This is a genomic window from uncultured Brevundimonas sp., assembly GCF_937863155.1.
Classification (GTDB): Bacteria; Pseudomonadota; Alphaproteobacteria; order Caulobacterales; family Caulobacteraceae; genus Brevundimonas.
In genome coordinates this window covers 1-12,486 of sequence record NZ_CALMFB010000026.1, presented here as the reverse complement: position 1 = coordinate 12,486, position 12,486 = coordinate 1, and the positions used below count along the sequence as shown (strand labels likewise).

Here is a 12,486-nt window from a genome sequence, read left to right as displayed (position 1 = left end):
AGTCAGCGCAAGTTTTCCTGAGTTTCCGAAGAACTTTTTTTGGAGGTCGGCCATGGCACGTGGACCGAAGCCGGCCCCAGAGGCCGTGCGCGCGCAGAAGGCTGCGGTGCGGAGCAAGCGGGAGAAGCCCGCCGCCGCCGCTGCGTCCCAGGCGCCGGCGCAGGCCGCGAAGGGCAAGGCCCCGTCCTGGCTGAAAGACGACGGCCTGAAAATCTGGAACGACCTGGGCCCGAAGCTGCGCGCGGCGCGGCTGCTGTCTGTGACGGATGAGGCGGCCTTCGGCCGGTACTGCCGGAACTTCGGCGACTGGCTGAAGCTGCGCCGCGCGCTGGACAAGCGCGGGTTCAGCTATGACGCGGACACGACCCACGGCGGGAAGCTGCGGCGCGCGGACCCGGACTTCCTGATCGCCGACCGGCTGGAGCGCCAGCTGCTGGCGATGGAGGATCGGTTCGGACTGAACCCGGCCGAGCGTCAGCGGATCATCGCCGCCCGCGCCCAGGTGCCGGCCGGTGACCTGTTCGACGGCGAACCCGGTTCGCGTCCGGCTGACCCGGCGACAACGCCCGCCGAGGCCGCCGCGCCCATCGATTCGCCCACGGGCTTTCTGAACTGATCGCATGGTCGTCAGACAGGCGACACGCCCGCCGGTGCGACCGGCGGCGCTGGAGCGGTATCCGAACGCGGCCTGGGACGCCGAGGCCGGCGTCTGGCGCGACGGGGCGTTCTGGTATGACGTCAAGGCCGCCGACGCGGCCGTGCGGTTCTTCGCGACGAAGCTGCGGCTGACCGAGGGCGAATGGGCGGGCAAGCCCTTCATCCTGGAAGACTGGCAGGAGCACGATATCGTCCGGCCGCTGTTCGGCTGGAAGCGGGCGGACGGGACGCGGCGTTATCGCCGGGCCTACATCTGGGTGGCGCGCAAGAACGGCAAGACGGAACTGGCCGCCGGCCTGGCCCTGCTGATGCTGCTGGGCGATGGGGAGATGGGCGGCCAGGTCTTTTCGATCGCCGCCGAGAAGGATCAGGCGTCGATCGTCTTCAACAAGGCGACGTCGATGGTCGGCTATTCGCCCGACCTGTCGGATCTGATCGATCCGCTGAAGTCGGCGATCTACTGTCAGCGGCTGAACGCGTCGTTCCGGCCGCTGTCCGGCAAGCCCAAGGGCAAGCACGGATTGAACATGAGCGGGCTAGTGGGCGACGAGGTCCACGAGTGGCCGAACGGCGACCTCTACACCTTCGTGCATGACAGCGCGGGGGCGCGCCGCCAGCCGCTGGAGGTGATGATCTCGACGGCGGGGACCAAGGGGTCCCACGGCGAAGAAGTCTGGGAGGAATGCCAGGCGATCCTGTCGGGTGACATCGACGACCCGTCGACCCTGGTGGTCGTCTATGCGCCGGACCCGGACGACGACTGGACGACCGAAGAGACCTGGCGAAAGGCCAATCCGAACTTTGGCCGATCGGTGAAGGTCGAGACCTTCATGGAGGACTTCCGCCGGGCCCAGCAGGTCCCGCGTCTGGAGAACGACTTCAAGCGCTACCGGCTGAACATGTGGGCCGACCAGGCGGTGCGCTGGCTGCCCATCGACGCGGTGGATGACGAGGGCCGCCGGTTCGGCTGGGACCACTGCGCCGGGCCGATCGACTGGAAGGCGCTGGAGGAAAGGCTTCGGTTCAAGCGCTGCTTCGGCGGGCTGGACCTGTCGTCCATCAATGACCTGACCGCGCTGATCTGGTGGTTCCCGGTCCAGGAGGGGCTGGAGACGCCCGCCGTCCTGGCGCGGTTCTGGAAGCCCCGGGCCTTCCTGAAAGAACACGGGAAGCGGGACAAGCTGAACTACGCCCGCTGGGCCGAGCAGGGCGCCCTGTTCGTGACCGAAGGCAATGTCGTCGATTACGAGGCGGTGCGCCGCCAGATCTATGCGGACGCCGAGCGGTTCAAGATCGCGTTCCAGGGCGCGGTCAAGCGCGACTCGGACGAAGGCGGCCTGGCCATCGACCGGTGGAACGCCACCGAGACGGCGACCACGCTGAATCAGGAAGGCATCCCCGTGGTCCTGTTCGGCCAGGGGTTCGCCAGCCTGTCGGCGCCGTCGAAGGAACTGGAGCGGCTGGTCCTGGCCAACGGTTTTCATCACGGCGGCCATCCGGTGCTGCGCCAGCACGCCAAGGTCGTGGCCGTGGAGACGGACGCCGCCGGCAACATCAAGCCGTCGAAACAGCATTCGACGCAGCGCATCGACGGCGTCGCCGGCTTCGTGTCGGCGCTGGGGATCGCCGCGAAGGACGCGGGTCCGACCGTGTCGGTTTACGCGTCGCGCGGCGCGCTGGTTTTGTAGGAGGTGCGGATGGGGTTCTGGTCGCGCCTCTTGAATGGGGCAGGTGATGGCCGGCCGGCGCCGCGCGCCTCAGTCGGAGGAGATGGCGGGGTCGTCATCCAGACGCCTGAGGACTTGGAACAGGCCCTGCGGGGCGGGCTTTCCGGCGCGGGCGTGGCGGTGACCGCGACGACGGCGCTGCGGGTCGGGGCGGTCTATGCCTGCGTTCGCATCATCTGCGGCGGGGTGGCTAACCTGCCCCTGCACGTGAAGCGCCGTGTGGACGCCCGGATGCGCGAGGACGCTTCGGATCACGCCCTTTGGTCGGTGCTGCGGCGCAAGCCGAACGCCTGGCAGACGCCCAGCCTGTTCCGCCGGCAGATGCAGGCCTGCCTGCTGTTGCGCGGGAACGCCTATGCCCAGGTGGTCAGGTCCATGGGTCGGGTCGTCGCGCTGAACCCGTTGCACCCTGACCGGATGGAGGTGACGCAGAACGACGATCTGACCCTGCGTTACACCTACACCCGGAAAGACGGCGGCCGGGTGCAACTGGCGCAGGAGGATGTGTTCCACCTGGTCGGGATGACGCTGGACGGGATCAAAGGCGTCTCGGTCATCAGCTACGCCCGCGAGACCATCGGCCTGGCGCTGGCGCAGGAACATCACGGCGCCACCACGTTCAAGAACGGGGCCCGGCCATCGGGTTCGATAACCCATAAGGGCAAGCTGGGGCCCGAGGGTGTGACGAACCTTCGCGATAGCCTGGATGCGTTCAGGGCGGGCGGTGAGAACGAGGGCAAGTTCCTGATCCTCGAAGAGGACATGACGGTCAACGCGCTCTCGATGACGGCCGAGGACGCCCAGTGGATCGAGAGCCGGAAGTTCAGCCGCGCGGACATCGCCATGTTCTTCGGTGTTCCGCCGCACATGATCGGCGACACCGAGAAGTCGACCAGCTGGGGAACCGGCATTGAGCAGCAGTCCATCGGGTTCGTGACCTGGACGATGGAGGATCACCTGACCGCCTGGGAGGAGGGCATCAACCTTCGCCTGGTCGGCGACGATGAACCGGACATCTACGCCCGCTTCAACCGGGCCGCCCTGGTTCGCGGCGACCTGAAGGCGCGATGGCAGGCCTATCAGATTGGGCGGCAGATGGAGGTCCTGAGCGCGAACGACGTGCGCGCCCTGGAAGACATGAACCCGGTGGATGGCGGCGACACCTACCGGAACCCGGCCATCAATGTGACGGAGACGATTGGCGATGAGCCTGAGAAAGCTTCCTGAAGCCAAGGCGTTTCAGCGCCCGGCGAACTTCCAGTGGGACGCGCCGTCCGACGTTCTGGCCAAATGGGCGGACCAGCCCCTGGCGGCCGAGGCGGACGATGACGCCACCATCAGCATCTATGACGTGATCGGCGAAGACTGGTGGACCGGCGGCGGGTTCACGGCCTCGCGCTGCGCCGCCGCCCTGCGCCGGATCGGCGCGAAGGACGTGACGGTCAAGATCAATAGCCCCGGCGGCGACATGTTCGAGGGCATCGCGATCTACAACCTGCTGCGCGAGCATCCGGCGAAGGTGACCGTGGTGGTCATGGGCTGGGCCGCGTCGGCGGCGTCGATCCTGGCCATGGCTGCGGACGAGATCCGCATGGGGCTGGGCACCTTCATGATGGTGCACAACGCCTGGGGCGTGATCGTCGGCAACCGTCACGACATGACCGAGGGCGCCAAGCTGTTTGAAGGTTTCGACAGCGCCATCGTGGACATCTATGCGGCCCGCACCGGCATGAAGCGCGCGGACATCGAAACGCTGATGGACGCCGAGACCTTCATGGGGCCGAGCGAGGCCGTGAAGAACGGCTTCGCCGACGCCGTGGACGACGGCGCGAAATCGGAGCCCGCGTCGAATGCGGCGCCCGACCGGGCCGTCATGGCGCGCCGGCGCACCGAAGCCGCCCTGGCCCGAGCGGGCGTGACCCGCGCGGAGCGCCAGTCGCTGTTGACCGAGATTTCCGCGACCCCGCGTGATGCAAGTCGCACCCACCAGGCCGAGCGCGATGCAGGCCGTTTCGCCGCTGAGGTTCAGCGGCTCGTTTCTGCCCATCAGGCCTAGGAGGGCCTCATCCCATGAATACGACCACCCAAACCCGCCTGCGCGGGCTCGTTTCCGTGCGCGCCGAGGCGCCCACCGATCCGGCCGCCGCTGTCGCCGCCCTGAACACGGCCTGGGCCACGTTCAAGGCCGAGAACGACAAGGAGATGGCCGACCTGAAGAAGGGTCTGGCGGATGTCGTCCAGGCCGAGAAGGTCGACCGCATCAACGCCGACATCACCCAGCTGACCAAGGCCATCGACGACCTGAACAAACAGGCCGCCGCCGGCAAGATCGGCGCGGGCGGCGTGGATGACCCGGACAAGGCCGAACACGCCAAGGCGTTCGAGCAGCTGTTCCGGAAGGGCGTGGACAACGGCATCCGCGACCTGGAGGTCAAGGCCAAGCTGCGGACCACGTCGGACGAGGACGGGGGCTATCTGGTCCCCGAAGAAACCGAAGCCGGCATCGACCGCGTGCTGGGTTCGGTGTCGGCGATCCGTTCGCTGGCCACCGTGCGTTCGATCGGCACCAGCACCTACAAGAAGCTGGTCGGGTTCGGCGGCGCCACGTCGGGCTGGGTCGGCGAAGAGGAAGGCCGTCCCGAAACCGCCACGCCGAAGCTGCGCGAGATCGCGGTGAACACCAAGGAGCTTTACGCCAATCCCGCCATCACCCAGACGTCGCTGGACGACTCGCGCATCGACATTTCGGCCTGGCTGGCGGACGAGGTCAGCATCGAGTTCGCCGAGCAGGAAGGCGAGGCTTTCGCCACCGGCGACGGCGTCAAGCGTCCCAAGGGCATCTTCGCCTATGACACGGTCGCGGCCACCGGATATGACGCCGGTCGCGACTGGGGCAAGCTGGGCTTCCTGGTCTCGGGCAAGGCCGCCGGTTTCGCGGACACCGCCCCGGCGGACGCCCTGATCGACCTGTACTACAGCCTGAAGGGCGGATACCGGAACGGTGCGGCCTGGCTGATGAACGACGCCACCATGGGCGCCGTTCGGAAGATGAAGGATGGCCAGGGCAACTATCTGTGGGCCGCGCCCTCGGCGGCCGCCGAGGTGCCGACCATCCTTCAGAAGCCGGTCCACACCGATGACAATGTGGCCGGCATCGGCGCGGGCGCGTTCCCCATCGCCTTCGGCAACTTCGGGCGGGGCTACCTGATCGCCGACCGGACCGGGGTGCGCATCCTGCGCGACCCCTACACCAACAAGCCGAACGTGCATTTCTACACCACCAAGCGCGTCGGCGGCGCCGTGGTGAATTTCGAAGCGATCAAGCTGCTGAAGATCGCGGCGTCCTGAGCCTGACGGCGGCGGCGAACCCGGTTCGCCCCGCCACCCCCTTTCCGACATCTGAACAGGAGCACGGTCCATGAAAGACCTGCATCATCACCTGAGCCCGGCCGTGGCCATCGCCCCGGCCGTGGCCGCCGCCACCGCCACCTCGGCGGCCATCGACCTTGCTGGTTTCAACTCGGCCGAACTGATCGTCCAGACCGGCGCGATCGCCGGCGACGGCGCCTTTTCGGTGAAGCTGCAACACAGCGACACGACCACGGGCGGCGACTTTGTCGATGTGCCCGCCAGCGGCGTGCTGGGGTCCACCCCGGCGACTCTGGCGGCCGACAGTGTCTATCGCCTGGGCTATGTCGGCGGCACGGCTGGGCCGAAGCGCTATGTGCGCGTCGTGGCCACCAAGGCCAGCGGCACGAGCATCGGCCTGTCGGCTGTCATCGTGCGGGGCGATCCGCACCTGACCCCGGCCGACTGAGGCCCATCATGACGGATGTGATCGATCCGCCGGCGGACGAGCCGACGCCGGAAACGCCCCTGGTGTCCCTGGCCCAGGCGAAGGCCCATCTGCGGGTCGATCACAACGATGATGACGTGCTGATCCAGGCCTATGTGGACGCCGCGTTCGGCGCCGCCCTGGATTACTGCAATCGGGCCGAACTTCCCGAGGGGCCGCGTGTGTCGGCCGTGTGGTTCGCGGCCGTGCTGTTGATGGTGGGCGACCTCTACGCCTTTCGCGAGACGGCCCAGGTAGGGTCGGTGTCGAGCGAGATCGCGATGCATCCCAGCGCCCGCGCCCTGCTGGACCCCTATCGGATGTTGAGGGTGTGAGGAGATGACGATGCGCGTGCGCTTCACCGAAGATTACGACTACACCCCGACCGAGGAACCGCGCGTCCAGATCGCGTTCAGGGCGCACGGCGGGCCGGAAGGCGACGGGGTCTATACCGTCCGCCGGGAGTGCGGCGTAGCGGCCGTGGCGGCCGGCAAGGCCGTCGAGGTGGCGCCGGACCCGCTCGACCACGATGGCGACGGTCGCAAGGGCGGCTCCCGGCCGAAGGCTAAGAAGACCGATGCCGAAGCCTAAGGGCGCGGGTGATCTGCGCCAGCGGGTTCGGTTCGAGCGGCGCGGCGCCGGGACCGATGCGGACGGCAACGCCGTCGCGGCCTGGACCGACTTGGGGATCAGCCGGGCGTGCGCGCTGGCGCCCACGCGCGGCGGCGAAGAGGTTCAGGCCGGCCGGATCGCCGGCCGGGCGTCGTGGGACTGCTGGGTCCGATCGGACAGCGGGACGCGGACGATCCAGCCCGGCGACCGGGCGGTGAACACGCGCACGGGCGAGACCTTCAACATCGCCTTTGTCGGCGACATGGACGGCGGCCGGACCTGGTTGCTGATCCAGATGACCTCGGGAGGCGTGGATGGCTAGCCGGGGTCTGGAAGGCGTCGAGCGCCTGATGCGCAAGATCGAGCGGATGCCGGCGTCGGTCCGCAAGGCGGCCGGGCAGGAGGCGTTCCTTCAGGCCGAGGCCATGGCCGCCGAGATGCGCGCCATCGCCCCGCGCGACGATGACCCGGCCAACGGCGAACAGGTCCGCGACCACATCTATGTGGAAGAGGGCCGCCTGGGCGACATGAGCTATGTGGTCATCTCGGACGCCAAGGACGCCAAGGGCCGGCCGAAGGCGGTCCCGGTCGAACTGGGCCACCGGGCGGCGGACGGGAAGCACGTTCCGCCCCAGCCGTCATTCTGGCCCGTGGTGCGGGCCCGGCGGAAGAAGGCCGCCAGCCGCATCAAGTCGGCGATGACGCGGGCGATCCGGCGCGAGGCGCAGTCGTGAAGGACCCGCAGGTCGATCTTCAGCCCGCGCTGGTCGCGGCGGCGCGCGCGTCAGCCGCTGTGGGCGCGGTGATCGGCACGGGCGAGGCCTGCCGGTTCTATGACCGGGCACCGGCGAACCCGACCTATCCCATGGCCACCTTGGGGCCGATGCAGACCGTGCCGGACTACACCGGGTGCGGGGCCCTGCCCGAGGTGTTCGTGCAGATCGACTGCTGGTCCACGGCCGTGGGGTTCCGGGAGGCGCGGACGCTGGCCCGCGCCCTGGCCCAGGCCCTGGACGCGGCGTTGACGGTCACCGGCTGGACCGTGGCGATCCACGCTGTCCAGTCGATCGACACGCGCCGAGAGGCCGACAACCTGACCAGCCGGGCGATCCTGCGCCTGCGCTACGTGCTGCGCCCCGCAGCCTGACCGATCCCGCCTTGAGCGGTTTCCCCGCCCGGTGACGGGCTTCCTACCTGAAGGAGCATCCGCCATGACGGATACCTATGTTGACGTCGTCTCGGGTGAGGAAATCCTCATCCAGATCGGCAACGGCGCGGACCCCGAGGTCTGGGCCCACGACTGCTTGATCAACGGCGCGCGCAGCCTGAGCCTTACGGCCTCCACTCGTGACCAGACGCTGCCGAACTGCACCGACCCGTCCAAGCCGGACAAGACGGTGCGGGATGTGGATGCTCTTGACAGCCAGATCACCGGCGAAGGCAAAGTCCACGGCAGTTCCATGTTGGCGTGGATGCAGCGCGTCGGGAAGATCATTCCTATCCGCGTTCGCAAGGCGGGTGTCTGGCGTGTCGCCGGGCCCTACATCCTGACGCAGTTCGACTTGACTGGCACGCCCCGTGAATTCGCTACAGCGAGCGTCACCCTGGTGCAGGCGGACCAGCCCACGATCGACGCGGACGCCGGCTGATCATGAGCGCGAACGCCACGATCACCGCGCCGTTCGGGGACGGCCGCCACGAATTCCGCCTCGGCATCGCACAGCTGGAGGAGCATGACCGGCTGTGCGACGCCGGGCCCGAGTTCGTGATGCACGCCATCCTGAACGGGTCGTGGCGAACGCCCTATATCCGCGAGACGATCCGGCTGGGCCTGGTCGGCGGCGGGACCGACCCCATGACCGCGCTGGTCCTGACCGACGCCTATGCGGGGCCGGGGCAGTTGATGGGGCTGAAGTCCCTGGCGGTGAACATCCTGGGCGCCGCCCTGGTGGGCCCGGCCGGAGAAACCGAGGGCGACCCCTCGGGGGAGCCGAAGGGGGAGACCGACCCCTCCCCCGAGGACGACTGAGGTTCGGGCGCATCTATGAGGCCGGCGGCCAGATGGGCATGACGCCGGCCGAGGTCGGGGCCTGTTCGCTTTGGGCCTTCGGCCGGGCCTGCAAGGGCTTCGCCAAGTTCCACGGCGCCGAGGATAAGGGCGGCGCGCCTTCCGATGAGGCGTTCCACCGGGCGGTGGCGGCGGCGCGGCAGGCGGATTTGCAGGGACGCGGTTCAGCGGGTTAGCGTCGTCCTGGGCTGAGGGAGACGGGACGATGCGAACCGGGTTCGTGTTGGCGACGGCGCTGCTGGTGGCCGGGTGTCAGTGGATACCTGGGACGGAGGCGCACCAGATCCGCGAGGCGGAGGGCGTTGTGTCGCGAGAACTGCGCGATCCCACGTCAGCGCAGTTTCGGAATGTGCGTGTTGTCGATCAGGTCAATGGTTCGCGGGCCTTCTGTGGTGAGGTGAACGGCAAAAACGCCTACGGCGGCTACGTGGGCTTTGAGCCGTTCGTTTACGGCGCGGGGCGGGTCCATATCGGGCAGGATGATGTAGACGCCATCCGGGCTCACACCCATCATTGTGTAAGACAGGGCCGGACCGAAGCCGAGTTCGATGCACATATTGCGGAGATCGAAGCTCGCACGGCGCGGATTCGGGAAAGCCTGAAGGGCTGACCCCACCCAGCCGTGCGGGAGCCAAGCTCCCACTGCCGTCACGCCGATTCATTACATGGACGCAGCCCGCCTTGGCGGGCCTTTTGTTGTGAGGCTGCATGTCCGACTCGATTGAGCGTCTCCTGGTCCGCGTTGAGGCCAACGCCGAGCATTTCGAGCGTCAGATGAAACGCGTGAACCGTGCGCTCTACGGCTCACAGACACAGACACGCCGCACCATGGCCGCCATGCAGCGGGACACCGAGCGAGCGGCGTCGCGGATGTTCAAGCCGATAGGCGAGAATTTTCGCCGTGAGGTGGCCGGCCTGACCGGCGTTCTGGCCGGACTGTTCACGGCGCAGCAGATCGGCCGCATGGCGGACAGCTGGACCGACCTGTCTTCGCGGGTGCGGTTGGCGATCGACGACGGTGAGGACGTGGCCGCCGTCATGGATCGAATCGCGACCATGGCGCGGCGGACCTATTCCAGTCTTGAGCAGACGGCGGAAGGTTACCTGCTGAACGCCACTGCGTTGAGGGAACTGGGCTATTCGACCCAACAATCGCTGAACTTCGTGGAGTCCCTGAACAACGCGCTGGTCGTTTCCGGGGCCAAGGGGCAGCGGGCCGAGTCGGTGATGACGGCCCTGTCGAAGGCGATGGCCCTCGGCACCCTTCAGGGCGACAACCTGAACACCGTCATGGCGTCTGGCGGGCGCGTCGCGGAAGTGCTGGCGGCCCATCTCGGCGTGGCGCGCAACGACCTGTATCGACTGGGTAAGGAGGGCGCGATCACCACGGCGGCGATGATCGGCGCGTTGACCGGATCGATGATGAAGCTGCGCGCGGAGGCCGAGTCCATGCCCGCGACCCTGTCTGACGCCGTCCAGGTTCTGAACAACGAGTTGGGGCGGCTGATCGGTCAACAGGATCAGAGCCTGAGCGCGACCCAGCGACTGGCCAAAGCCATCGAACTGCTGGCGGACAACCTTGATGTGGTCGCAGTCGCCGGGGGCGTCGCGATCACGATCGTCGGAACCCGCCTGGTGGTGGCGCAGGGAGCAGCGGCGGTCTCTGCCCTGGCGCACGCCCATGCTCAAATCACCCTGCTGGCGGCGCTAGCGGGAACCACCCGTGGCGCGCTGGCCGCCAGCGTGGCCATGCACGGCCTGGGTCGTTCGGCGCTGTTCTTCGTCGCCCATCCCATTGGCATCGCACTTCTGGCCGTGGCGGCGGCGATGGCGTTGGTGGCGGCGAACGCGGAAAAGGCGACCCCGGCGACCCGGACGCTGGGGACTGCGACTGACGACCTGACCCAGGCGACCCAGGCGTATGAAATGGCGACCCTTGCGGCGGCGACCGCCAGCGGCGAAGGCAAGAAGGCGGCGCTGGAGGAGGCCAGAGCCCTGCGAGTGGCGCAGGTCGAAAAGCGCCGCGCGGCTGAGGACAGCCTGAAGCTGGCCCGTGCGTTGTTAGCCCAAGCCCAAGCTCAGCTGACCGCCAACACGGCGGCACTGAACGCGCCGGAGAACCAGGACGCCCGAACGCGTGGCGGTCTTTCGCAAGTTCAGTCCGGACTCCGAAACCGTGTAGACCCCCTGGTCGCTGCGATCGCGGCCACTGAGAAAGCGATCACCGACGCGGACGCCGCCATCGCGCGGATCGACCGGGGCCTTGCTGCGGGCGGTGGAGCGGGTGGTGTGGGCGGCGACGGAGAGGCGCCGCGTGCGGCGGCCGATCGACAAACCGATCTGCGCGCTGAGCTGGAGTTGGAGGAGGCGCTGGCGGCGGCGCGCGCGACGGGCAACGACGCCACGATCCGGGCCGAAGAGGAACGTCAGCGGCTGATTCAACTGACGCAGCGGTATCAGGCCGCCGGATATACCGACGCCGCGCAGCGAGCCTTGGCCCTGCTGGCCCTGGAAAACCAGGCTGTCCAGCTGACTGAAGACCGCGAGCGGATCGAGGAAGAGATCGATCTGATCCTTGAGGGTCGTCGCCGTCAGATGGAGCGCGAGGACCGGCTGCTCCAACTTCAGAACGATCAGTTGCTGGACCGCCTGGGGGTCGAGGGCGAGATCGCGCGGCTGACGGGTGATCCCCGCCGCATCGCGAGGGCGGAACGCGAACTGTGGATCGAGGAGCGGATCAACGAACTGCGCCGACTTCGCCCGGGGCTGAGTCGCGACGAGGCGCGGAATGTCGCATCGACCGAAGCGGACACGTTCGACGCAGCCGCCTTCGAGGGGTCGGCCCGAGACGTGTTCCGGCGTGCTGTCCGGGATGGGGTGCGCGGGGCCCTGGAGGGGGACCTGTCGGGTGCGGCGTCCGCATTCGCCGGCCAGTTGGCGGACCGGGCCATTGACCAGATTTCCGAACTGGCTTTCGACGCCCTGTTCGGCGGCGTTGACGCGGTGGCCGAAGGCGCGGCCCAGGGGTCGGCCATGGCGGCGACGGCGGGTCCGGCGATCGCGGCGGCGGGCGTGACGGCCGGGGCGTCCATGGCGGCGGCGATCACCACGGCCGGTGCGGCGGCGGGCGCGGCGATGGCGGCGGCGATCACGGCGGCCAATGCGACGTCCATGTTCCGCATCCCCGGTTTCGACGCCGGGGGATACACGGGGCCCGGCGGCGTGAAGCAGCCGGCCGGCGTGGTGCACAAGGGCGAGGTGGTCTGGTCCCAGGCGGACGTGCGACGCGTCGGCGGCCCGGCGGCGGCCGAGGCGATCCGCAGGGGCGGCCTGCCCGGATATGACCGGGGCGGATACGTCAGCGTGATCCCGGCCCTGAACCGTGCGGTGGCCAGCGTCGGTCGCGTCCAGGGCGGCGGCGGCGCGACGGGTTCGCCCATCGTGTTCGATCTGCGCCATGCGGTGATGACCGAAGACTTGCTGGCGCAGATGAACGCCCTGGCGGCCCAGGCCCAAGCCGGGGCGGTGGGTCGGGTGGCGGCGGCGTCGGCCCAACGTCAGCGCCGGGCGCAGTTCCAGACGAGGCG

At 68.4% G+C, this 12,486-nt stretch carries 16 protein-coding genes; all 16 read left to right on the top strand.

What is annotated here, in order from left to right:
* Positions 1–106: 106 nt before the first annotated feature.
* On the top strand, positions 107–616 hold the full coding sequence (locus Q0581_RS05075) for a phage terminase small subunit P27 family (RefSeq protein ID WP_298698203.1): 510 nt from the start codon (positions 107–109) through the stop codon (positions 614–616).
* Between the two features lie 4 nt (positions 617–620).
* Positions 621–2,345 (top strand): terminase TerL endonuclease subunit, encoded by a 1,725-nt coding sequence (locus Q0581_RS05070; protein ID WP_298698201.1) that lies wholly within the window; start codon positions 621–623, stop codon positions 2,343–2,345.
* Between the two features lie 114 nt (positions 2,346–2,459).
* Positions 2,460–3,611 carry a phage portal protein gene (locus Q0581_RS05065; protein WP_298698200.1) on the top strand — a complete coding sequence of 384 codons (1,152 nt, stop codon included), beginning with the start codon at positions 2,460–2,462 and terminating at the stop codon, positions 3,609–3,611.
* Complete coding sequence (locus Q0581_RS05060) at positions 3,589–4,440, top strand: head maturation protease, ClpP-related (protein ID WP_298698198.1); 852 nt, start codon at positions 3,589–3,591, stop codon at positions 4,438–4,440. The genes Q0581_RS05065 and Q0581_RS05060 overlap by 23 nt, the downstream gene beginning before the upstream one ends.
* A 14-nt stretch (positions 4,441–4,454) precedes the next feature.
* Complete coding sequence (locus Q0581_RS05055; protein WP_298698196.1) at positions 4,455–5,732, top strand: phage major capsid protein; 1,278 nt, start codon at positions 4,455–4,457, stop codon at positions 5,730–5,732.
* A gap of 70 nt (positions 5,733–5,802) precedes the next feature.
* On the top strand, positions 5,803–6,201 hold the full coding sequence (locus tag Q0581_RS05050; RefSeq protein ID WP_298698195.1) for a hypothetical protein: 399 nt from the start codon (positions 5,803–5,805) through the stop codon (positions 6,199–6,201).
* Between the two features lie 8 nt (positions 6,202–6,209).
* Positions 6,210–6,554, top strand: coding sequence for a head-tail connector protein (locus Q0581_RS05045; protein ID WP_298698193.1), 345 nt, complete (start codon positions 6,210–6,212; stop codon positions 6,552–6,554).
* A 10-nt stretch (positions 6,555–6,564) separates the two neighbouring features.
* On the top strand, positions 6,565–6,810 hold the full coding sequence (locus tag Q0581_RS05040; protein ID WP_298698191.1) for a hypothetical protein: 246 nt from the start codon (positions 6,565–6,567) through the stop codon (positions 6,808–6,810).
* Positions 6,797–7,153 (top strand): head-tail adaptor protein, encoded by a 357-nt coding sequence (locus tag Q0581_RS05035; RefSeq protein WP_298698189.1) that lies wholly within the window; start codon positions 6,797–6,799, stop codon positions 7,151–7,153. Before Q0581_RS05040 ends, Q0581_RS05035 begins: the two co-directional genes overlap by 14 nt.
* Entirely contained in the window at positions 7,146–7,565 is a 420-nt protein-coding gene (locus Q0581_RS05030) for a hypothetical protein (protein WP_298698187.1), read from the top strand. The genes Q0581_RS05035 and Q0581_RS05030 overlap by 8 nt, the downstream gene beginning before the upstream one ends.
* Positions 7,562–7,978: a DUF3168 domain-containing protein gene (locus Q0581_RS05025; RefSeq protein ID WP_298698185.1), complete on the top strand. Its 417-nt coding sequence runs from the start codon at positions 7,562–7,564 to the stop codon at positions 7,976–7,978. Before Q0581_RS05030 ends, Q0581_RS05025 begins: the two co-directional genes overlap by 4 nt.
* A 64-nt stretch (positions 7,979–8,042) precedes the next feature.
* A complete protein-coding gene (locus tag Q0581_RS05020) occupies positions 8,043–8,480 on the top strand; it encodes a phage tail tube protein (protein WP_298698183.1) in 438 nt (145 codons plus the stop codon).
* Positions 8,481–8,482: 2 nt separating this feature from the next.
* Positions 8,483–8,860, top strand: a complete 378-nt coding sequence (locus Q0581_RS05015) for a gene transfer agent family protein (RefSeq protein WP_298698181.1) — start codon at positions 8,483–8,485, stop codon at positions 8,858–8,860.
* A 32-nt stretch (positions 8,861–8,892) separates the two neighbouring features.
* Complete coding sequence (locus tag Q0581_RS05010; protein ID WP_298698179.1) at positions 8,893–9,075, top strand: hypothetical protein; 183 nt, start codon at positions 8,893–8,895, stop codon at positions 9,073–9,075.
* 29 nt (positions 9,076–9,104) lie between these two features.
* Positions 9,105–9,509, top strand: coding sequence for a hypothetical protein (locus Q0581_RS05005; protein ID WP_298698177.1), 405 nt, complete (start codon positions 9,105–9,107; stop codon positions 9,507–9,509).
* Positions 9,510–9,607: 98 nt separating this feature from the next.
* The coding region (locus tag Q0581_RS05000) for a tape measure protein (RefSeq protein ID WP_298698176.1) at positions 9,608–12,486 on the top strand (2,879 nt) is incomplete at its 3' end.